We start from the raw sequence: 21,039 nt of genomic DNA, 5'->3' as shown, positions 1-21,039 counted from the left end.
CGTCATAGTGCAGCCGCCGCGAGGGCGGCAGGCCGCGTTAAATGTCCAGGTTGAGGCTGAAACCTGCCGTCGCACCTGAAGTATGGAATTGTTCGGGTTTTTGCAGCGGTACCCCGGCAAACAGGTCGTAGCTGAGGTGGCTCAATACAGCACCGCGCACGCCGATGGCGCTCCCTGCCAGCTGGTGCCCGGCCAGATAACGGGTACCGGGGCCGTCAACTCGACCGTAGTCCAGCGCGGCATACAGCTCATGGCCGCGTGACAGCACATTCCACGCCAGCTCATTACGCCATATCATCCCTTTCTCACCCGACAGGATCTGCTCACCGTCAAAACCGCGTACCGAGTAACGCCCCGCAATTGCTATGCGATCCTGTGGCGTCAGCGGGTTGGCGCTCCACTGGCCGCGTACGCTGGTGACATAACGCCAGGGTTCGCTGCCCAGGGTAAAGGGTTGGTTCAGGCTGATATCGGCCATGGCAATGCCGGTACGGGCGCTGCCGCTCTGGGTATCCTCTTCGGGTGCCCGCAGCGCATTGAAAGCGCCGGTGCCACGCCGCCAGTTGAGGTTGGCATCCAGCGTGGCGTTGCCAAGATAACTGCGCTGATTCAGCCCCAACTCCCAACCCGCCGTACGGCGGCGCTGCTGTTCGATCTCGACGTCCTCCACTGCGTTAGAGGAGTTTCTGCGCCAGAGGCGCATATTGAGGGTGGTTTTATGCAACTGATTGCGGAACAGCAGGCGCGAGAGCGTCAACTGTACGTTGTCGCTCTTGCCGCTGTAGCTCAACACCTCGTTGGCGTTGGCGATATTCTGGTGGTAGGTGTAATTGTTGTAGTTGGCGGCCAGCCCCCAGTAGCCCACAGGCACCGAGTAGTTCAGCGTATGCGAGCGGTTGCCAAAGGGGCCGTGCTGAAACAGATCTTTGCCGATGTTGGCATAGAACAGATCGTTTTGTGCAAAAGGTGCATCCACCGCCAGCGTGGCGGAACCGAGGTAGCGCCCGGTGCTTTTTGAACCGCTGTCGTCCAGCCCCAGGCTGAGGCGAACCGGGCGGCCCTCTTTCCAGTTCACCCGCAGGTCGCTGGTGCCATCCTGCTCACCGGGCAGGATGCTGATATCGGCCGTGGCGCTGGGCACCCGCCGGAAGTTTTCCAACCCCTGCTCAATATCGCGCAGATTCAGCACATCTCCTGAGGATGCCGGTACAGCATTCCACATACGTGCACGCCATGAAACCGGCTCTTCAAACTGCACGCGACCGATGCGTCCGGGCTGGAGCGTCAATGTCAGCACACCTTGGGTCAAATCCTGTTCCTGGGCCATCACCCGGGTGGTGACAAAGCCTTTTGCCAGGATGGCATTCTGCACCTTGTTGATCACCAGCATAATGCCCTGCCCGCCCAGACAACGTCCTTTGGCCCCCTCAGCCGCGTCCAGCGCCCACTGAAAACGGGGTGCGAGATCGCCCTGCAGACGCAGGGAGTGGATCATGAAGCAGGGTTTTTCGTCGACAGGATAGTCAGGGGTCACCGCATCGGGGCGTGCCAGACGGACATCACTGTCCGGCGCATTTTGCTGCTGGAGTGCACGCTCTCGCGCCTGCTGGCGCAGTTGCTCCTGGGCATCCAGCGTTGCGCCCGTACGGGTATCGTTATCAGGGAGTGCTGCCGCGAAGGCGATGGGTGTAGCGGTAATTGCCGCACTCATAAGTAAAGATGTAGCAAATCCCTGCTGAAAGAAACGCAAAAATAAAGTCATGCTAATGTAAGTCCATTTTAAAGGCATGTAACACAATGTAATTTTCGTGCATTATCCATTCAATAAAATGAAAATCAAGCAGGGATGTATCCGTTTTTTATTATTCACACGAAAAGGCTTCTGTCTGGATAAGTTAAAATGACTTACCGTTAAAGGTTCAGCTAATTAATAATACAAATGGGTTACTTATCTATTTTAGAATTTGGGATAAGTCATTTGAATTAACGGAAAAACCGCGTTCTTAGAAGAGTTATTCAGTAAGAATGCGCAGAGCGACACATCACCCTGCACCTTTATGGTTCACATCCGTCATTAAAGACGCACCCCCTGCTCAATTCGTGCACAAAAACACCCTAAAGAGCACAACATCGGTGCATAAGACGTGTTGCGTGCATAGCCTGTGAGTCGAGCGTAAAAATAATTAGTCTTATTTTTCATTGTGTTGAGCATGTCGCTCCTTAATAAGCGCTGCCGCTGGCCCGGGAATTGCTAATTACCCTGCAACAAATATCAATACGCTGGGGAGCATATATGGATCACAATCAGTCAGAAGGTCAGCTGCACAGGGGATTGAAAAATCGCCATATTCAGCTGATTGCTTTGGGTGGCGCAATCGGTACCGGGCTGTTTCTCGGTATTGCGCAAACCATCAAAATGGCAGGCCCGTCGGTTCTGCTGGGCTATGCGATTGCCGGCATGATTGCCTTCTTTATTATGCGCCAGCTCGGCGAGATGGTGGTTCACGAACCGGTTGCAGGCTCGTTCAGTCATTTTGCCAACACCTACTGGGGCAGCTTTGCCGGTTTCGTCTCCGGCTGGAATTACTGGGTGCTTTACGTGCTGGTCAGTATGGCTGAGCTCACCGCTGTCGGGATTTACGTTCAGTACTGGTGGCCGGACATTCCGACCTGGGTTTCTGCCGGGGTGTTCTTTGTTGCGATCAACCTCATCAACATGACCAGCGTGAAAATCTACGGTGAGGTGGAGTTCTGGTTTTCCATCATCAAAGTCGCGGCGATTGTCGGCATGATAGGCTTTGGCGCCTGGCTGCTTGCCAGCGGTCATGGCGGCCCTGAGGCCAGCGTCGCTAACCTGTGGCAGTACGGCGGGTTTTTCCCTAACGGGATCAGTGGGCTGGTGATGGCGATGGCCGTGATCATGTTCTCTTTCGGTGGGCTTGAGCTGATAGGCATTACCGCCGCCGAAGCCGATGATCCTCAGAAAAGTATTCCGAAGGCTACCAATCAGGTGATTTATCGCATCCTGCTGTTCTATGTGGGGGCGCTGGCGGTGCTGCTGTCACTCTATCCGTGGCAGAAAGTGGTCGAAGGCGGGAGTCCGTTCGTTCTTATTTTCCACGCACTCGACAGCAATCTGGTCGCGACGCTGCTGAATGCCGTGGTGCTGTCTGCTGCGCTGTCCGTTTATAACAGCTGCGTGTTCAGCAACAGCCGTATGCTGTTTGGTTTGGCGAAACAGGGTAACGCTCCGGCGTCATTATTAAAGATTAATCGTCGCGGTATTCCTTTCAACGCCCTTAGCGTTTCGGCGCTGGTGACCGCCCTTTGCGTACTGCTTAATTACCTGATGCCGGGCAAAGCCTTCGAGCTGCTGATGTCACTGGTGGTTTCTGCGCTGGTGATCAACTGGGCGATGATCAGTATCACCCATCTGAAATTCCGCAGCGCCATGCGAGTTGCCGGGCAGAAAACCCGCTTCGCCAGCCTGGGCTATCCCCTGACCAATATTCTGTGCCTGCTGTTCCTGGCCGGTATTCTGGTGATTATGTTTATGACGCCGGGCATCGCGATTTCCGTCTGGCTGATCCCCGTCTGGCTGCTGGTGCTGACCGTGAGCTATCAGTTAAGAAAAAAGAAAAACACCGCGCATGTGGGCACGATTGTTGAAACCAATAACCTCTGAGACAGGGAAAAAATGAAAACATTATTACCTTTGGTATTGCTGGTTGCCGCCGGGAGCGCCAGCGCAGAATCACATCTGCAAACAGTGGTAAAGCAGGGCACGTTAACTGTCTGTACTACGGGTGATTACAAGCCTTACACCTTCCTGAAACCCGATGGCAGCTATGAAGGGATTGATATCTCGATGGCTGAATCGCTGGCGAAAAGCCTGGGGGTAAAGGTGAACATCGTGAAATCGACCTGGAAGACTCTGACGCCCGATCTGGTGGCAGGCAAATGCGATATTGCGATGGGCGGAATTTCGGTCACGCTGGCGCGTCAGCAGCAGGCTTTCTTTGCCGAGAAGATCGACGTTGACGGTAAAATCCCGCTGGTACGCTGCGTGGATGTGAAAAGGTATCAAACGATTGAGCAAATCAACAAACCCTCAGTACGCCTGATCGAGCCGGCAGGCGGCACTAACGAGGCTTTTGCCCACGCTTTCTTACCGAAAAGCACGCTGACGCTCTCTCACGATAATGCCGGCATCTTCCAGCAACTGGTCGACAAAAAGGCCGATGTGATGATAACCGAGGCATCTGAAGCGCTGTATCAGAAGAAGTCGCACCCGTCGCTTTGCGCGGTGAACCCTGATAAACCGATGCAGTATGGCGAGAAGTCTTACATGCTACCGACCGACGATATCAGCTGGAAGCTTTACGTCGACCAGTGGCTGCATCTGTCCCGCGCCACCGGTGAGTATCCCGCCATCGTCGCCCACTGGATGTGACGAATGCGCTGATTGCGTGCATAAAAAAAGAGGCCATCAGGCCTCTTTTTTTATGCTTTAAGCAACATACATTCCGTATTTAGAAAGGAATGTCGTCGTCAAAGTCCATTGGGGGTTCATTGTTGGCAGGCGCACTGTTCTGCTGTGGTGCCTGCTGCGGGCGAGACTGCTGCGCGCCGCCGCTGAACTGGTTGCCGCCCGGTGCGCCGCCCTGTGGCTGCTGTGGCTGGCCCCAACCGTTGTTGCTGCCGCCGCCCTGACCGCCACCGGCTGGTGCGCCGCCGCCCTGAGCACGACCGCCCAGCATCTGCATGGTGCCGCCAACGTTAACCACGACTTCGGTGGTGTACTTCTCAACGCCAGCCTGGTCAGTCCATTTACGGGTCTGCAGTGCGCCTTCGATATAAACCTGAGAACCCTTACGCAGGTATTCACCCGCCACTTCGGCCAGTTTGCCGAACAGCACAACACGGTGCCACTCAGTCTTCTCTTTGGTTTCACCGGTTTGCTTGTCACGCCAGCTTTCGGAGGTGGCCAGAGTAATGTTGGCAACGGCACCGCCATTTGGCATGTAGCGAACTTCCGGGTCCTGACCCAGATTTCCGACTAAAATTACTTTGTTTACGCCTCTGCTGGCCATGTTGCTGTCTCCGGTTAAATGTTCTGACTTAAGTCTAAGCGCAAAATTCTATCATGGCATACCCCCAGATCCTACATTTAGGAGATGCCTCGAAAAACACCGCTGTTCGTTGCAGTATTACATCGCTCTGTATGGCATTCTACGCCAAAACACTGGTTATCCATTCAGGTTTTTTTGTGCCATACTAACGCGTTTCTTTCTGGCCGTGCCGGGCAGGCATGGTGAGGTTTGTGCTAATCCGGGAATTGTGAATGGATAAGATCGAAGTACGGGGTGCCCGCACCCACAATTTGAAAAACATTAACCTGACCATCCCGCGCGACAAACTGATCGTCGTTACGGGCCTGTCAGGCTCTGGCAAGTCCTCGCTGGCGTTTGATACGCTGTACGCAGAAGGGCAACGCCGCTATGTCGAGTCGCTATCGGCCTATGCGCGCCAGTTCCTTTCCTTGATGGAAAAACCAGACGTCGACCATATCGAAGGGCTGTCACCGGCGATTTCGATTGAACAAAAATCGACCTCGCACAACCCGCGTTCCACCGTCGGCACCATCACCGAAATTCATGACTATCTGCGCCTGCTGTTTGCTCGCGTGGGTGAGCCTCGCTGCCCGGACCACGATGTCACGCTGGCAGCACAAACCGTCAGTCAGATGGTGGATAATGTGCTGGCGCAGCCTGAAGGCCGCCGTCTGATGCTGCTGGCACCGATCGTGAAAGATCGTAAGGGTGAACACACCAAAACGCTGGAAAACCTGGCAAGCCAGGGCTACATCCGTGCGCGTATCGACGGTGAAGTCTGCGATCTGTCCGATCCGCCGAAGCTGGAACTGCAGAAGAAACACACCATTGAAGTGGTGGTTGACCGCTTTAAGGTGCGTGACGATCTGGCCCAGCGCCTGGCAGAGTCGTTTGAAACTGCGCTCGAACTGTCCGGTGGTAGTGCGGTCGTCGCGGATATGGATGACACCAGCGCCGAAGAACTGCTGTTCTCAGCCAACTTTGCCTGCCCGATTTGTGGCTACAGTATGAATGAGCTGGAACCGCGCCTGTTCTCCTTCAACAACCCGGCCGGGGCTTGCCCGACCTGTGACGGGCTGGGCGTTCAGCAGTATTTTGATCCTGACCGCGTGGTGCAGAACCCTGAGCTGTCACTGGCGGGTGGTGCCATTCGCGGCTGGGATCGCCGTAACTTCTACTATTTCCAGATGCTGCGCTCGCTGGCTGAGCATCTGGAATTTGATATCGAAGCGCCGTTCAGCTCGCTCAGCGACTACAACCGCAAAGTGATCCTGTACGGCTCAGGCAAAGAGAACATCGAATTTAAGTACGTCAACGACCGGGGCGATACCTCGGTGCGCCGCCATCCGTTCGAAGGCGTACTGCACAATATGGAACGCCGCTATAAAGAGACGGAATCGTCCGCGGTGCGCGAAGAACTGGCGAAATATATCAGCAACCGCTCCTGTACCAGCTGCGGCGGTACACGTCTGCGTCGTGAAGCACGCCACGTCTTCCTGGAGAACACCACGCTACCGACCATCTCAGATATGAGCATCGGCCATGCGATGGAGTTTTTCCAGAATATGAAACTCAGCGGCCAGCGCGCGCAAATCGCTGAGAAAGTGCTGAAAGAGATTGGCGACCGCCTGAAGTTCCTGGTGAACGTTGGCCTGAACTATCTGTCGATGTCGCGTTCGGCGGAAACCCTCTCCGGCGGTGAAGCGCAGCGTATCCGTCTTGCCAGCCAGATCGGTGCGGGCCTGGTGGGCGTGATGTACGTGCTGGATGAGCCCTCTATCGGCCTGCATCAGCGTGACAACGAGCGTCTGCTGGAAACCCTGGTGCATCTGCGCAATCTGGGCAATACCGTGATTGTGGTTGAGCACGATGAAGATGCCATCCGCGCGGCCGACCATGTGATTGATATCGGCCCCGGTGCCGGGGTGCATGGCGGACAGATCGTCGCAGAAGGGACGGTGGATGACATCATGGCGGTGGAGTCGTCCCTGACCGGGCAGTACCTCAGCGGCAAGCGTGGCATCGCCATCCCGCAACAGCGCGTTAAGGGCGATCCGGCGAAGGTGCTGAAGCTGACCGGCGCCAGCGGTAACAACCTGAAGGACGTCACACTGACACTGCCTGTCGGGCTGTTTACCTGCGTGACCGGCGTGTCCGGCTCCGGGAAATCGACGCTGATCAACGATACTCTGTTCCCGATTGCCCAGCGCCAGCTGAACGGCGCCACTATTGCCGAAGCCGCACCGTACCGTGATATCTCTGGGATGGAGCATTTCGATAAGGTGATCGACATCGATCAAAGCCCTATCGGGCGTACGCCGCGTTCAAACCCGGCCACCTATACCGGGATCTTCACCCCAGTGCGTGAACTGTTTGCCGGGGTGCCGGAGTCACGTACACGCGGCTATACGCCGGGGCGCTTCAGCTTTAACGTGCGCGGTGGGCGCTGTGAAGCCTGTCAGGGTGATGGCGTGATCAAGGTGGAGATGCACTTCCTGCCGGATATCTACGTGCCCTGTGACCAGTGCAAAGGCAAACGCTATAACCGTGAAACACTGGAAGTGAAATACAAGGGTAAGAGCATTCACGAAGTGCTGGAGATGACCATTGAAGAAGCCCGTGAGTTCTTCGATGCCGTTCCTGCGCTGGCGCGTAAGCTGCAAACCCTGATGGATGTCGGCCTGTCCTATATTCGTCTCGGGCAGTCGGCCACCACGCTCTCCGGTGGTGAAGCGCAGCGCGTGAAGCTGGCGCGTGAGCTGTCGAAACGCGGCACAGGTCAGACGCTGTACATCCTTGATGAACCCACCACCGGCCTGCACTTTGCCGATATAGAGCAACTGCTGGAAGTGCTGCACCAGCTGCGCGACCAGGGCAACACCATCGTGGTGATTGAGCACAACCTTGATGTGATCAAAACCGCTGACTGGATTGTTGACCTCGGGCCGGAAGGCGGCAGCGGTGGCGGTGAGATCCTCGTGTCCGGTACGCCGGAAACAGTGGCAGAGTGCGAACGTTCGCACACCGCGCGCTTCCTGAAGCCGCTGTTACAGCGTTAATTATTTGGGCGAGGCATCGGACAATGCATCGGGCGAGGCGTGCCTCGCCCCTACGATTACGATTACGATTACGATTACGATTACGATTACGATTACGATTACGATTACGGTTTTACGGTTTTACGGTTTTACGGTTTTACGGTTTTACGGTTTTACGGTTTTACGGTTTTCGTAGGGGTCGGGCATGCCCGACCCGCTATCACGAACGGTATTTTTCTCCGTGGTTTGCTGCATTTTTCTTACAATCGCCACAAAATCTTGCAGAAACAGGCAAGACTTAGCGAGTTTTGGATATACCCCCTTCACCATTATCTGACTATGCTTAACCTTCATCATTTTGCGGAGAAGGTGACGCTATTCCACTGCCTGCTCCCACCCTCACGGCCACTGCGCCACATCATCAATAACTGGAGAGACCAATGAATATTACGCATGCTTATGCCGCCCAGGACGCGAAATCGAAGCTGGCTCCGTTTGAGTTTCAGCCACGCGAACTGCGTGAACATGATGTGCAGATCGAGGTGTTGTTCTGCGGCGTTTGCCACTCTGACCTACACCAGGCACGCAATGAATGGCGCAACACCATTTTCCCGGTCGTGCCAGGCCATGAGATTGTGGGTCGCGTGACGGCAGTCGGCGCACACGGCCATAAATACAAGGTGGGCGATCTGGTTGGCGTGGGCTGTATGGTCGACAGTTGTCGTACCTGTGACAGCTGTAAAGAGGACCTGGAGCAGTACTGCGAAGAAGGCTTTGTTGGCACCTATAACGGCGAAGACCGCATCAACGGCGATATCACCTTTGGGGGTTATTCCACCCAAGTAGTAGTGCATGAAGACTTCGTACTGCGCGTGCCTGAAAATCTCGATCCGGCCGGTGCCGCGCCACTGCTGTGTGCCGGGATCACCACCTTCTCGCCACTGCACCACTGGGGCGTGGGCCCGGGTAAAAAAGTCGGTATCGTAGGCCTGGGCGGCCTCGGCCATATGGGCGTAAAAATTGCGCATGCCATGGGCGCGCACGTCGTACTGTTCACCACCTCGCCATCTAAAATTGAAGACGGTAAGCGCCTGGGCGCAGATGAAGTCGTGATCTCGAAAGATGCCGACCAGATGGCGCAACATGCCAACAGTTTTGACTTCATTCTTAACACGGTTGCTGCACAGCACGATCTGAACCCGTTTATCACCCTGCTGCGCCGCGATGGCACCATGACGCTGGTCGGTGCGCCGGAACATGATCATCCGTCACCGCAGGTGTTTAATCTGATCTTTAAACGCCGCAGCATTGCGGGTTCACTGATTGGCGGGATTAAAGAGACTCAGGAGATGCTGGATTTCTGCGGTAAGCACAACATCACCTCCGATATTGAGATGATCAATATTAATCAGATCAACGAAGCCTATGAGCGTATGCTGAAAAGCGATGTGAAGTACCGTTTCGTGATTGATATCGATACATTGCGCGCGTAACCAGAAGACAAAGCGGGCGGCCCTGTTCAGGGCCGCCCGCTTAATGTTGACGATTAGAAATTGTATTTCACGCCAACCATTGCGGCATTATCGTTGTAACCCGCATCGCCCATCTGCACGCCAATGTTCCCCCACAGATTCAGACGTGGGTTCACTTTCCCTTCCAGCCCGACTTTCACTTCCGCCAGGTTGGTTGCGCCGTTCTGGCTGACACGAACGTCATCCATTTTGGTCGCAAAGTTGCGTGTGTTATGCAGCCAGTTCACCTGAAGGAAAGGCTGGAACTCGCGCTGCTTATTGTTATCAATAGCACTGTGACCTTTCAAGTAGGTTTTCACCCCCAGACGCGTCAACAGGTTGCCGTCGCCCTCACCTTTCACCTTCGTACCATTCGCTTCCTGAACGTTATTTGCCTTTACACCCATCCAGACAACCTGGGCCTGAGGTTGAATAAACCATTCATTGAGCGATCCCTGGCTCCCCGAGAACTGGCCGAGTTTCCAGGTGTAGCCGCCTTCCAGTGAAGCTGAAACCCCATGGGATTTATAGCTTTCGGTCGCCAGTTCTTCACCTTTAACGTCGTTATCAAACCAGCCATACTGCAGCCAGGTATCCAGGTGCGCACCGGTATGGTTTTCAGTATTGCCATACCAGGTCGCATAACCGCCCACGCTGTAACCATTAACGGAACCTTTTGAACGGTAACCGCTGTGCTGGTTTCGGGTGGTGCTGTGGCTGTCACCATAGCCAGCCATAACGCCAACATGCCAGCGGTCTAGCCCATCCGTACTCCAGCGGGCAACATCACCACCGATCTGCGCCACATAGCGATTGCTCTGGGTTTTCAACTGTCCACTGTCGTCGTGCCATGAATTATGTCCGCCAACCTGGCGTAACCACATGCTGGTGACTTCCTTCTGGCCCGTTAACGCATCAATGAACTGTGTTTCACCCAACCTGTCATGCAGGGTCAGTAGGAACAAGGTGTTTGCTGTTGCCAGGTTAGCCGTGTAGCTTCCACCTTCAGGGCGAATGACTGAGGGGTGCAGAGTATGACCTGGGTTTGGATCTGTTGGATCTGTTGGATTTGTAGGGTCTGTTGGATCGGGAACCACTGGAGTGAGCAGACTGGTCAGATACCAGTTTTCGCCTTTCTGAACGAGGTCGTAATCATAGGCTCCTGCAACCATACGCCCCGATTTCTCGAAAGTTCCTGTCGAGGTTCCACCCACCTCAACAATTTCAATACCTTCCACGGTCTGTGCGCCCTGGCCGCCAAGGTTATTGATCGTGACGCTGGTTGTTCCTGCCAGTACATCTCCGCCGACAATCAGCTTATTGGTTTGTGAGCTGTCATCACCCAGTACGCTGTTCATCACCAGCAATCCACCGTCACCGGCGTAATCGCCCGTTATCGTCAGGGTGTCAAACTTGCTTTGATCGGAGAAAGTAATCGTACCGTTATTGGTCAACTGGCCGACATCGGAATTGTTGTTCATGTTCCATTCGCTGCTGGCATCGAGCGACAGCGAGGTGGCTTTCGTGACGGCACCGTTGAGCACAGACGCGGAGGACAGATCGACCGCCACGGTATTGCCAATATGACTCACCACAATATCGCCATTTAAGGTGCTGCCTGTGGCATTGAAAGTGAGATTACTGTACGCATTATTGGCTTTATTATCTGCGACGGTTAATGCCTGCCCGTTACCGCCGGTCAGCACGGAATTTTTCACATTCATCACCGCGCTGGCGGTATCAAACTCAATTGCCTGAGCCTGCCGGGCATCGATAGTCACCGTATCCAGCGAAACAGAGCTGTCTCCAGCCCCCAAACCGCCGACATACATCCCACTCGCCAGCTCACCTGCGGTGGAAATATCGCTGTTACGGATATCTAGCGTACTTCCGCTGCTCGATATGCCGTAACTCTGCTTACCCATCGTTTTAATCTGTACATCATCAGCAGTAATTGCTGCGCCTTCGCCTGCATCAATGGCTGAAGAAGAATCACCATAGGTGTCAACGGTACTCTTCAGCAGCACACCTTCGGCATTCTGTTGGACATCCAACGCCACAGAAGCTTCACCCCGGGTGGTTATTGCCAGATTCTCACCCCGAATGTTGTCTTCAGTGTAAAGGGCATGACTTCCGCCCCCCTCTGTCTCAATCTTGCTATTAGTCAGAACCATGGTTCCGCTTTCAGCTTTAACGCCCATGGAAACATCACCTTTGGTGGTGATAGTCACATCATTCAGGGTAGCCGTGGGGTTTAACCCATGTATCCACACGGCAGAACTTTCCTCCTCTTCGGTGGAAAAACTTCCACCATCAGCGCTGACGCTAGCCTCTGAAGTCACCTCTAACGCATAGTTATTCGTCCCCTGAGTACTGGCCGACACGTTATTCAGGGAAAGTACACCCGAGGAGGCATTGATCGCAGTGCCTTTGTTGGTACTAATGGTACCGGTATTAATCTCCGCGCTGTTCCCCTTGAACACCAGCCCCTTCGCAGTGTCATCGCCTGAAATGTTAAGGTCTTTCAATACGACCTCTGCGCCAGCGCCCAGCATCAGCCCGGTACTGCCACTCCCCGACACATTGACAATTAAGTCCTGCGCATTAAATTTGCCGTTTTGAACCGATACCCCCGAGCTCCTCGCCCCCGTGCTATTAAGCGTGACACCGTTTGCCGTGAGATCTCCGCCATTCGTCACTGCAAGGATGTTTTTACTGAGGGAGCCGTTCGAATATATTTCATTCTCAATGAGGCGCGCCTCATTATTGGTCACCAGAATCGCTGTATCTTCCGCCCAAACAGGCATGCAAGGAGCAAAAATTAAAGGCACGACACACATTGGAGTTTTCAGTAACTTCCCAATATTCCATTTCTTATTCAAATCAACATCCATTATCAATTCCTTTTAAGCCAACCATTACAAATATAAAGTCGTATTGCGATGCACCACACCCCGCATAAAAATCATCATTATCAAGACCTTTGCGATTTAACACTGCAGCCAGCCCTTCGCGCCACAATAATATTTATTAATATATTGTGGTGAAAAATTGAGAGTTTTTAATGGGTTCGCTACCTTTGCCTTCAGTTTTAACCGCGATGTTTTAGCATATTCATCGTAAAAATGATGTTAGTGTTTTTCTTATTTTTTCCTGGAAATGAAAAAAAACAATGTGTGCTCGTAGCAGAAAAATATTTTTTACAATCAATAGATGAATGAATGAAATTAAATAGATAAAAAGCCATAAAACACAATCGTCACCGCCCTTGTTAACATAATTTAACAAGGGTGAGATACGTTTTAATTTAGATATGCATTAGAAAAAATAAAATAGCAATGCATTAAATTACGATATTTTTATTCCTCTGTCCTTTAATATAACGTTGATGTGTCGCTAATGAGCATCTCGTTTAGTGGAAATATTCGGTAAAGCAGGATAACGACCAGCCCGCACCAGGCATTCTGGCCGTTTCATCTTTATTTCTGCACCTGTTGATAAGACGCATCCACCAGGTAGTAAATTTGTGAATCTTTCAGTGATCCGTCCAGCAACACGGCGTTCCAGTGTGAGGGATTCAGATGCTCGCAGGGCTGCACATCACTGTGCTGCTCTCGAATAAGATCGGCCAAGGCAGGGGTGCTTTTCAGCGCCACCGCAGGACGTCCACCCACATCGTAGAGCATGGCAAACAGCACTCCTTTGGCTTTGATCTGTGTAGCCTGCCACTCATCGTGTTCACTTTGCTCTGCACCGTTTTTCGCCATGCAGTATGACAACAGCTCAGATATCTTCATGCTTAATCATCCCCCTGTAGGGTTGCCACGATACGTCGGGCACCACCGCGAATCCGGTGTTCACCCAGGTAAATTCCCTGCCATGTCCCCAGCATCAGCCGACCACGGCTGATCGGCAGCAACAGTGAGGTGCCCAGCAGCGAGGACTTAATATGGGCAGGCATATCATCCGCACCTTCATAGTCGTGCTGGTAGGGCGCATTGTCCGGCACCGAACGCAGAAAATGTTGCTCCATATCGGTTCTCACCGTGGGATCGCAGTTTTCGTTCAGCGTCAGGGAAGCAGATGTATGCTGCAACAGCAGATGCAGCAGCCCGGTCTGCACATCACTTAATCGACGTAGTTCACCGAGGATCTCATCCGTTATCAGATGAAAGCCACGCGGTTTTTCGTTCAGAGTGAGCGTTTGCTGATACCACATAGTAGGACTCCTTAACGCAATAGATGCGTTAAGTGTGCAGCAAGTGGCGAAAAGGTAAACCTGAAAAGTGAAAAAGCAGGAATAGCTGGCCGGGAGAGTCCCGGCCAGAAATGATTACATAACAGCAGCCATCGCTTCCGCAACCTGACGCACATTGTTGTGGTTCAGGCCAGCGATGCAGATACGTCCGCTGGCAATCAGGTACACGCCAAACTCATTACGCAGGCGGTCGACCTGTGCTGCGCTCAGGCCGGTGTAGCTGAACATGCCGCGCTGCTTCAGCAAGTAGTCAAAGTTTTTACCCGGGACGGCGAGGGTAAGCCCTTCCACCAGCGCCTGACGCATTTCCAGAATACGCACGCGCATCGCTTCTACTTCTGCCAGCCAGCTGGCTTTCAGCTCAGGGTTATTGAGCACGCAGGAGACGACCTGCGCACCAAAGTTTGGTGGGCTGGAGTAGTTACGGCGCACAGTCGCTTTGAGCTGGCCAAGCACACGAGCGGCTTCATCCGCATCATCACAGACGATGGACAGGCCGCCAACGCGTTCGCCATACAGGGAGAAGATTTTAGAGAATGAGTTACTGACCAGCGCAGGCAGGCCCGCCGCGGCGATAGCGCGGATAGCATAGGCATCGTCTTCCATGCCAGCACCGAAGCCCTGATAGGCGATATCCAGGAACGGGATCAGCTCGCGTGCTTTCAGCACAGCGGTCACTTCATCCCACTGTGCGTTGGTCAGATCAGCCCCGGTTGGGTTATGGCAGCACGGATGCAGCAGCACAATGCTCTGGGCAGGCAAGGTGTTCAGTTTTTCCAGCAACGCGGCGAACTTCACACCATTGCTTTCATCGTCATACCACGGGTACGTATTGACCGTGAAGCCGGCACCCGCAAAGATGGCAATGTGGTTTTCCCAGGTCGGATCGCTGACCCAGACCTGTGAATTCGGGAAGTAGTATTTCAGGAAGTCAGCACCGACTTTCAGCGCACCCGATCCCCCCAGGGTCTGAATTGTGGCGATACGCCCCGCTTTCAGTACCGGATGTTCTGCGCCAAACAGCAGTGGCGCAACCGCGCTGCGGTAAGGTGGCAGGCCTTCCATCGGCAGATAGAGAGAGGCACTCTGTGGCTGTGCATTCAGCAAAGCTTCCGCTGCGGCAACCGCCCTCATCTGTGGGATCACACCCTGTGCGTCGTAATACAGGCCGATGCTCAGGTTCACCTTGTGCGCGCAGTTGTCCTGCTTGAAAGTTTCCATCAGGGAGAGAATCGGATCGCCAGCGTAGGCATCAACGTTTTGAAACACGGTGCAAGTCTCCATTAAATAATCAGTCATGTCCTGCAACGCCGCGGCGGGCGTTGCGGTAAATTCAGGCAGGGTTAAACGTAATAGCGGCCAGGGCGGTGGTTCATGGCAATAATCAGATTCAGCACTACCGCACCGGCAATAGAGGCCGCCAGCATCTCGCGCGAAACAACAAACAGCGAGGCCAACACCACGCAGGTATCCACCCCCATTTGCAGTTTTCCGGCGCGAATACCGTAACGGTCCTGCAACCACAACGCCAGGATATTGATCCCACCCAGGCTGGCCTTATGGCGAAATAACACTATAAACCCAATCCCCATGACCACGTTACCGAACAGTGTCGCATAAAAGGGATCCAGCGCGGAAAAATGGATGAATAATGGGTGCAGGTGGCTAAATGCAGAGACCAGTGCCACAGCAGAGAAGGTTTTCACAGTGAAAGCCCAACCCATGCGCTTCACGGCCAGCCAGTAAAATGGGATGTTGATCAGGAAAAATGCCAGCCCAAAGGAGGTTTTACTCAAGTAGCTGATCAGAAAGGCGATACCGGCAGTACTTCCGGTCAGCGCCCCGGCCTGTTTCAGCAGCGTGACACCAAAAGAGACCATCAACGTACCCAGCAGAATAGCCAGCACATCTTCCAGCAGGGTATGGGGGATTTTTACAGGTTGTTGCACGACGTTATCCATCGGATTGATTCTCGGGTGATTATTGCTTTATTGATTGCCCAATATATAGCAAAAATCGCACCAATCCGGCGGCCCCTGGAGCCACCGGATGGTGCCAGCGAATTAACCCATTGAATACAAGGCGCTTTGTTGCTCGTTTTTGTGCATGAAATTGCCATTTAAGCATCACATCACGCACTTAAGTTGATTTTATCGCACACATTCCGCATGAAAGATCGCTTTGATGCACAAGCATGGTGCGCGACATGCACTGTTTTAGCGCAGCAGCGTCTCACTCACCGACATCAGGCCATTCTCTTTCAGGCGGTTCAGGACCACTGACGTCTTCACATGCGAAACGCTTTGATGCCCTGCCACCAACTGGCTAATCAGCGCGCTCAGCCCGGCGAGATCGGCCACCGCCACTTTCAACAGGTAATCAGCGTCACCCGTGGTTTTATAGGCATCCACGATAGCCGACTGCTCGGACACCATGCGGTGAAAACTCTCAACGTATTCTGTCGTGTGGCTGATCAGCCGCACTTCAATCAGGCCGATCATCCCCAGGCCGACGGCATCCGGGGACAACCGCGCGTGATAGCCAAGGATCAATCCAGCCTGTTCCAGGTTAATACGGCGGCGTGAGCACTGTGAGGCGGACAGCTTCACAATATCGCTCAATTCCTGGTTAGTCAGGCGACCATTCGCTTCCAGTAAAGTCAGTATCTTAAGGTCAAAATCATCAATCTGGGTCATCGTTCATCCGTGCTGGTGTCTGGATACAGCTGACAGACAGATAACCGCATTCATTGCAGTGTTGTCCAACACTATTTTGTGATGACAGGCGTTGAAAGCGGGTCGGGCATGCCCGCCCCCTACAAGCGTCGGAAGCGAGGGATAAATCGTAGGGGGGTTGGGCAGGCTGGCCCACCAAGATTGGCGAGGTATGTTGTATCGCGTCGGAAGCGAGGGATAAATCGTAGGGGTCGGGCATGCCCGACCCGAAAAGATTACTCGTCGTCGTACTGCGGACCCGCATAGTTGTCGAAGCGCGACCACTGACCATTAAAGGTCAGGCGTACAGTCCCGATGGGGCCGTTACGCTGCTTACCGATGATGATCTCAGCGATGCCTTTATGCTCGCTGTTTTCTTCATAAACCTCATCACGGTAGATAAACATGATCAAGTCGGCATCCTGCTCGATGGAGCCGGATTCACGCAGGTCGGAGTTAATCGGGCGTTTATTACTGCGTTGCTCCAGAGAGCGGTTAAGCTGCGACAGCGCCACAACCGGCACCTGAAGCTCTTTCGCGAGCGCCTTAAGCGAACGTGATATCTCAGCAATTTCCAGGGTACGGTTATCGGACAGTGCCGGTACGCGCATCAATTGCAGGTAGTCGATCATGATCAGACTTAAGCCGCCGTGCTCACGGAAAATACGGCGCGCACGCGAACGAACATCGGTCGGGGTGAGGCCGGAAGAATCATCAATGTACATGTTCTTCTTCTCCATCATGATCCCCATAGTGCTGGAGATGCGCGCCCAATCCTCATCATCAAGCTGACCGGTACGAATACGGGTCTGGTCAACGCGGGACATCGATGCCAGCATACGCATCATGATCTGCTCGCCGGGCATCTCCAGGCTGAAGATCAGCACCGGTTTATCCTGTTCCATCGCTGCGTTTTCACACAGGTTCATGGCAAAGGTGGTTTTACCCATCGACGGACGGGCCGCGACGATAATCAGGTCAGAACGCTGAAGCCCGGCAGTTTTCTTATTCAGATCGCCGTAGCCCGTATCCACCCCTGTGACACCATTCTGCGGCGTCTGATAGAGGGCCTCGATACGCTCGATTGTTGATTCGAGGATCTGATCAACACTCTTCGGCCCTTCATCTTTATTGGCACGGCTTTCGGCGATCTGGAACACGCGGGTTTCCGCCAGATCGAGCAGATCTTCACTGGTGCGCCCCTGAGGATCATAACCGGCATCCGCAATTTCGTTAGCAACGGAAATCATCTCACGCACAACGGCACGTTCACGGACGATATCCGCATAGGCGCCGATGTTTGCCGCACTTGGCGTATTTTTAGACAACTCAGCCAGATAGGCAAAACCGCCGACCATGCTCAGTTCGCCTTTGGTTTCCATCGATTCGGAAAGGGTAATCAGATCGATCGGTTTACCCAGTTCCAGCAGGCGCTGCATCTCCGCGAAGATCATCCGGTGCGGGCGGCTAAAGAAATCCTTTGCCACCACGCGCTCGGCAACGTTATCCCAGCGTTCGTTATCCAGCATTAAACCGCCCAACACCGACTGTTCAGCTTCCAGCGAGTGCGGGGGCAGCTTAAGACCTTCCATCTGGCGGTCACGCGGCTCGCGGTTTTCGAAGGATTTGTTGGTGGGTTTATTTCCTGCCATAGTGATGCGATACCAAAAATCTTGTGGGGGGACGCGCAAGTATACCCGTTTGCATGACTGACGTCCTCCCCCACATTACCGCGAAATCCACAGGAGTGAACATGGCGAAACGTATACAAATCAGCCAGCACGGTGCACCCGAAGTGATGCAGCTGGTGAGTTTTGAACCGACCGATCCGGCCCCCGGTGAGGTGCAGGTTGAGAACAAAGCCATCGGCATCAATTACATCGATACCTATGTGCGCAGCGGCCTGTACTCTGCTCCGCTTCCTGCCGGGCTGGGAACAGAAGCCGCCGGGATCGTCACTCGCGTTGGCGCTGGCGTCAGCGCCCTGAAACCAGGTGACCGTGTGGTTTACGCACAGTCGTCTCTGGGTGCCTACAGCGAAGTGCACAACGTTCCGGTCGATAAGGTGGCGCTGCTGCCGGATGCCATCTCCTATGAACAGGGCGCGGCATCCTTTCTTAAAGGCCTGACGGTGCATTATTTGCTGCGCCAGACCTATGTGGTGCAGCCGGATGAGGTGTTTCTGTTCCATGCCGCTGCAGGCGGCGTCGGGCTGATTGCCTGCCAGTGGGCAAAGGCGCTCGGGGCACATCTGATCGGCACGGTAGGCTCGGCGGAGAAAGCCGCGCTGGCAAAACGTGCGGGCGCCTGGGAAACCATTAACTATCGGGAAGAGGACATTGCCGCGCGCGTCAGCGAGTTGACCCATGGCAAAAAGCTGCGTGTGGTGTATGACTCGGTAGGGAAAGATACCTGGGAAGCATCGCTGGACTGCCTGCAGCGTCGTGGCCTGATGGTCAGCTTTGGCAACTCATCCGGCCCGGTGACGGGTGTGAATCTCAGCATCCTCAATCAAAAAGGATCACTGTATGTGACCCGGCCATCCCTCAATGGTTATATCACCACGCGTGAAGCGCTGCTTCAGGCCAGCAATGAGCTGTTCTCGCTGATGGCAAGTAATGCGATTAAAGTGGATGTGCCAGACACGCAGAAGTTTGCGCTGGCCGATGCAGAGCGGGCGCACCAGGTACTCGAAGGACGTGGTACACAGGGATCGAGTTTATTAATACCGTGATTTCTGGCGTACTGCACAAATAATCAGGGCCTCCCGAAGGAGGCCCTTTTTTCTTTCTTTTTTATAGTTCGCACTGAGTGTAGGGTCAGCGGCGATGAATACGTTTTGATTCAGTGAAACCATCCTGGCAGAATTCATAAGTAAAAAATATGTTTAATTGCGAAATGGTGCTTAGCAATTTGCCATGATGTGATCCAACCCGCATTAACACGCCAAAGACCTCAGGCAACTCATTGATATTATCGAGATAACCAGGGTTTATCCTTCGCAGAGGGTTTCCGAAAAGCCCGATATAACCAGACGCCAATCACCGCCAGCAGCAACCACGGTAACAATTTAATAACAACAGCGAACAATCCGCCAACGACCATCACTACGGTAGCCACCAGCAGCGCTGCAATGATGCCCAATAACGAAATACCGGTCAGCAACAGCATCATAAAAAAGCCGATGACAAACAGGATCTCTAACATGTCGATACGCTCCAGAATAAGGGACTCTGAAGGGACTATTACAAGAAGCGTGCCAGTACGGCGAGGATTTTAAGGTATTGATCTATAAGGAAGGCACTCACCAGGGCCGTAACAACCCTGGTGAATTTCATCAAAGCTTAGTGAATATTTGACGATGTTATACGTTGGCAGGCACTTTATCCGCAACCAGTAGCAAGGCTTTTTCCACCACATCAACACCGGCACCCGCTTTATGGGCATTCTCACTCAGGTAACGACGCCACTGACGCGCACCAGGAATGCCCTGGAACAGTCCCAGCATATGGCGGGTCACGTGGCCAAGGTAAGTACCGTTCGCCAGCTCGCGCTCGATATACGGGTACATCGCACGCACCACTGCAACAGGATCAACCATCGGCACGGTGCTGCCGAAGATCATCTGGTCTACCTGCGCCAACAGTCCCGGGTTCTGATAGGCTTCGCGCCCCATCATCACCCCGTCCAGATGCTGTAAATGAGTGCGGGCTTCTTCCAGCGACTTGACGCCGCCGTTAAGCGATAGCGTAAGCTGCGGGAAATCACGCTTCAGCTGGTAAACGCGTTCATAGTCGAGCGGTGGAATTTCACGGTTCTCTTTCGGGCTGAGGCCAGAGAGCCAGGCTTTGCGGGCGTGAATAATAAATGTCTCGCATCCCCCCTGCTCTGCAACGCGCTGAATGAAATCACAGAGGAATTCGTAGCTGTCCTGATCGTCGATGCCAATTCGGGTTTTCACGGTAACCGGAATAGAGACCACATCGCGCATCGCTTTGATGCAATCCGCCACCAGTTGGGCTTCACCCATCAGGCAGGCACCGAAGCGACCATTCTGCACACGGTCAGACGGGCAGCCCACATTGAGGTTAACCTCATTGTAGCCACGCTCTTCTGCCAGTTTTGCACACTGTGCCAGTGCTGCCGGATCGCTGCCGCCCAGTTGCAGCGCCACGGGCTGCTCTTCAGAACTCCAGGCCAGGTAATCGCCTTTGCCGTGGATAATCGCCCCGGTGGTCACCATTTCGGTGTACAGCAACGTCTGCCGGGTCAACTGACGATGAAAGTAACGACAGTGGCGATCGGTCCAGTCGAGCATCGGGGCAATGGAAAAGCGATGAGCAGGGAAATTATCGGTCATGAAAAGCGTTAACTCTGTATCAGAAAGGGAGTGTCGATATTGTG

General features: G+C 53.8%; 16 protein-coding genes. 5 read left to right on the top strand and 11 right to left on the bottom strand.

From position 1 onward, the window contains the following. Positions 1-37: 37 nt before the first annotated feature. Positions 38-1,762: a ShlB/FhaC/HecB family hemolysin secretion/activation protein gene (locus tag FVB43_RS15885; protein WP_167864291.1), complete on the bottom strand. Its 1,725-nt coding sequence runs from the start codon at positions 1,760-1,762 to the stop codon at positions 38-40. A gap of 531 nt (positions 1,763-2,293) precedes the next feature. Between FVB43_RS15885 and FVB43_RS15880 the strand changes: the two genes are divergently transcribed. Beyond that, positions 2,294-3,685 (top strand): amino acid permease, encoded by a 1,392-nt coding sequence (locus FVB43_RS15880; RefSeq protein WP_167864290.1) that lies wholly within the window; start codon positions 2,294-2,296, stop codon positions 3,683-3,685. Positions 3,686-3,697: 12 nt separating this feature from the next. Further along, the gene (locus tag FVB43_RS15875) at positions 3,698-4,453 is read left to right on the top strand and encodes a transporter substrate-binding domain-containing protein (protein WP_133846977.1); all 756 of its coding nucleotides are present in this window, start codon (positions 3,698-3,700) and stop codon (positions 4,451-4,453) included. 79 nt (positions 4,454-4,532) lie between these two features. Here the strand turns inward: FVB43_RS15875 and ssb1 are convergent, their stop codons facing one another. Beyond that, the gene (gene ssb1, locus FVB43_RS15870; RefSeq protein WP_133846976.1) at positions 4,533-5,093 is read right to left on the bottom strand and encodes a single-stranded DNA-binding protein SSB1; all 561 of its coding nucleotides are present in this window, start codon (positions 5,091-5,093) and stop codon (positions 4,533-4,535) included. A gap of 251 nt (positions 5,094-5,344) precedes the next feature. Here ssb1 and uvrA point away from each other — a divergent pair, with 251 nt between their 5' ends. Both uvrA and FVB43_RS15860 read left to right on the top strand, forming a co-directional pair. Next, entirely contained in the window at positions 5,345-8,173 is a 2,829-nt protein-coding gene (uvrA, locus tag FVB43_RS15865) for an excinuclease ABC subunit UvrA (RefSeq protein WP_159336742.1), read from the top strand. Positions 8,174-8,592: 419 nt separating this feature from the next. Further along, complete coding sequence (locus FVB43_RS15860; protein WP_133846974.1) at positions 8,593-9,645, top strand: NAD(P)-dependent alcohol dehydrogenase; 1,053 nt, start codon at positions 8,593-8,595, stop codon at positions 9,643-9,645. A 53-nt stretch (positions 9,646-9,698) separates the two neighbouring features. On the opposite strand, the gene FVB43_RS15855 is transcribed toward FVB43_RS15860, so the two are convergent. The 7 genes from FVB43_RS15855 to dnaB all read right to left on the bottom strand — a co-directional run bounded on the left by FVB43_RS15855 (position 9,699) and on the right by dnaB (position 18,287). Further along, positions 9,699-12,245: an autotransporter outer membrane beta-barrel domain-containing protein gene (locus tag FVB43_RS15855; RefSeq protein WP_242462156.1), complete on the bottom strand. Its 2,547-nt coding sequence runs from the start codon at positions 12,243-12,245 to the stop codon at positions 9,699-9,701. Between the two features lie 897 nt (positions 12,246-13,142). Beyond that, the gene (locus tag FVB43_RS15850; protein WP_133846972.1) at positions 13,143-13,460 is read right to left on the bottom strand and encodes an MmcQ/YjbR family DNA-binding protein; all 318 of its coding nucleotides are present in this window, start codon (positions 13,458-13,460) and stop codon (positions 13,143-13,145) included. 2 nt (positions 13,461-13,462) lie between these two features. After that, positions 13,463-13,882: a secondary thiamine-phosphate synthase enzyme YjbQ gene (locus FVB43_RS15845; protein WP_133846971.1), complete on the bottom strand. Its 420-nt coding sequence runs from the start codon at positions 13,880-13,882 to the stop codon at positions 13,463-13,465. A 114-nt stretch (positions 13,883-13,996) separates the two neighbouring features. After that, complete coding sequence (locus FVB43_RS15840) at positions 13,997-15,190, bottom strand: amino acid aminotransferase (RefSeq protein ID WP_197931294.1); 1,194 nt, start codon at positions 15,188-15,190, stop codon at positions 13,997-13,999. Between the two features lie 74 nt (positions 15,191-15,264). Further along, positions 15,265-15,882 carry a YitT family protein gene (locus tag FVB43_RS15835; RefSeq protein WP_133846970.1) on the bottom strand — a complete coding sequence of 206 codons (618 nt, stop codon included), beginning with the start codon at positions 15,880-15,882 and terminating at the stop codon, positions 15,265-15,267. Positions 15,883-16,137: 255 nt separating this feature from the next. Further along, complete coding sequence (locus FVB43_RS15830) at positions 16,138-16,617, bottom strand: Lrp/AsnC family transcriptional regulator (RefSeq protein ID WP_133846969.1); 480 nt, start codon at positions 16,615-16,617, stop codon at positions 16,138-16,140. A gap of 254 nt (positions 16,618-16,871) precedes the next feature. Continuing rightward, positions 16,872-18,287: a replicative DNA helicase gene (dnaB, locus tag FVB43_RS15825; protein WP_133846968.1), complete on the bottom strand. Its 1,416-nt coding sequence runs from the start codon at positions 18,285-18,287 to the stop codon at positions 16,872-16,874. Positions 18,288-18,388: 101 nt separating this feature from the next. Between dnaB and FVB43_RS15820 the strand changes: the two genes are divergently transcribed. Continuing rightward, positions 18,389-19,369: a quinone oxidoreductase gene (locus FVB43_RS15820; protein ID WP_167864288.1), complete on the top strand. Its 981-nt coding sequence runs from the start codon at positions 18,389-18,391 to the stop codon at positions 19,367-19,369. A gap of 239 nt (positions 19,370-19,608) precedes the next feature. On the opposite strand, the gene pspG is transcribed toward FVB43_RS15820, so the two are convergent. Together pspG and dusA are read right to left on the bottom strand one after the other, a co-directional pair. Then, positions 19,609-19,842 (bottom strand): envelope stress response protein PspG, encoded by a 234-nt coding sequence (gene pspG, locus FVB43_RS15815; protein ID WP_133846966.1) that lies wholly within the window; start codon positions 19,840-19,842, stop codon positions 19,609-19,611. Between the two features lie 157 nt (positions 19,843-19,999). Next, a complete protein-coding gene (dusA, locus tag FVB43_RS15810) occupies positions 20,000-20,995 on the bottom strand; it encodes a tRNA dihydrouridine(20/20a) synthase DusA (protein ID WP_159336738.1) in 996 nt (331 codons plus the stop codon). Between the last annotated feature and the right edge of the window lie 44 nt (positions 20,996-21,039).

It is taken from the genome of Erwinia rhapontici (assembly GCF_012271765.1).
In the GTDB taxonomy this organism is placed as follows: Bacteria; Pseudomonadota; Gammaproteobacteria; order Enterobacterales; family Enterobacteriaceae; genus Erwinia; species Erwinia rhapontici.
Note: the sequence above shows the minus strand (reverse complement) of the source record. Positions and strands in the feature narration are given on the sequence as shown.

Bases quoted from the DNA above. Each gene is read 5' to 3' on its own strand.
- pspG (WP_133846966.1), bottom strand. From the start codon at position 19,842: ATGTTAGAGATCCTGTTTGTCATCGGCTTTTTTATGATGCTGTTGCTG.
- FVB43_RS15830 (WP_133846969.1), bottom strand. From the start codon at position 16,617: ATGACCCAGATTGATGATTTTGACCTTAAGATACTGACTTTACTGGAA.
- uvrA (WP_159336742.1), top strand. From the start codon at position 5,345: ATGGATAAGATCGAAGTACGGGGTGCCCGCACCCACAATTTGAAAAAC.
- dusA (WP_159336738.1), bottom strand. From the start codon at position 20,995: ATGACCGATAATTTCCCTGCTCATCGCTTTTCCATTGCCCCGATGCTC.
- FVB43_RS15845 (WP_133846971.1), bottom strand. From the start codon at position 13,882: ATGTGGTATCAGCAAACGCTCACTCTGAACGAAAAACCGCGTGGCTTT.
- FVB43_RS15885 (WP_167864291.1), bottom strand. From the start codon at position 1,762: ATGACTTTATTTTTGCGTTTCTTTCAGCAGGGATTTGCTACATCTTTA.
- FVB43_RS15880 (WP_167864290.1), top strand. From the start codon at position 2,294: ATGGATCACAATCAGTCAGAAGGTCAGCTGCACAGGGGATTGAAAAAT.
- FVB43_RS15835 (WP_133846970.1), bottom strand. From the start codon at position 15,882: ATGGATAACGTCGTGCAACAACCTGTAAAAATCCCCCATACCCTGCTG.
- dnaB (WP_133846968.1), bottom strand. From the start codon at position 18,287: ATGGCAGGAAATAAACCCACCAACAAATCCTTCGAAAACCGCGAGCCG.
- FVB43_RS15860 (WP_133846974.1), top strand. From the start codon at position 8,593: ATGAATATTACGCATGCTTATGCCGCCCAGGACGCGAAATCGAAGCTG.
- FVB43_RS15875 (WP_133846977.1), top strand. From the start codon at position 3,698: ATGAAAACATTATTACCTTTGGTATTGCTGGTTGCCGCCGGGAGCGCC.
- FVB43_RS15820 (WP_167864288.1), top strand. From the start codon at position 18,389: ATGGCGAAACGTATACAAATCAGCCAGCACGGTGCACCCGAAGTGATG.
- FVB43_RS15850 (WP_133846972.1), bottom strand. From the start codon at position 13,460: ATGAAGATATCTGAGCTGTTGTCATACTGCATGGCGAAAAACGGTGCA.
- ssb1 (WP_133846976.1), bottom strand. From the start codon at position 5,093: ATGGCCAGCAGAGGCGTAAACAAAGTAATTTTAGTCGGAAATCTGGGT.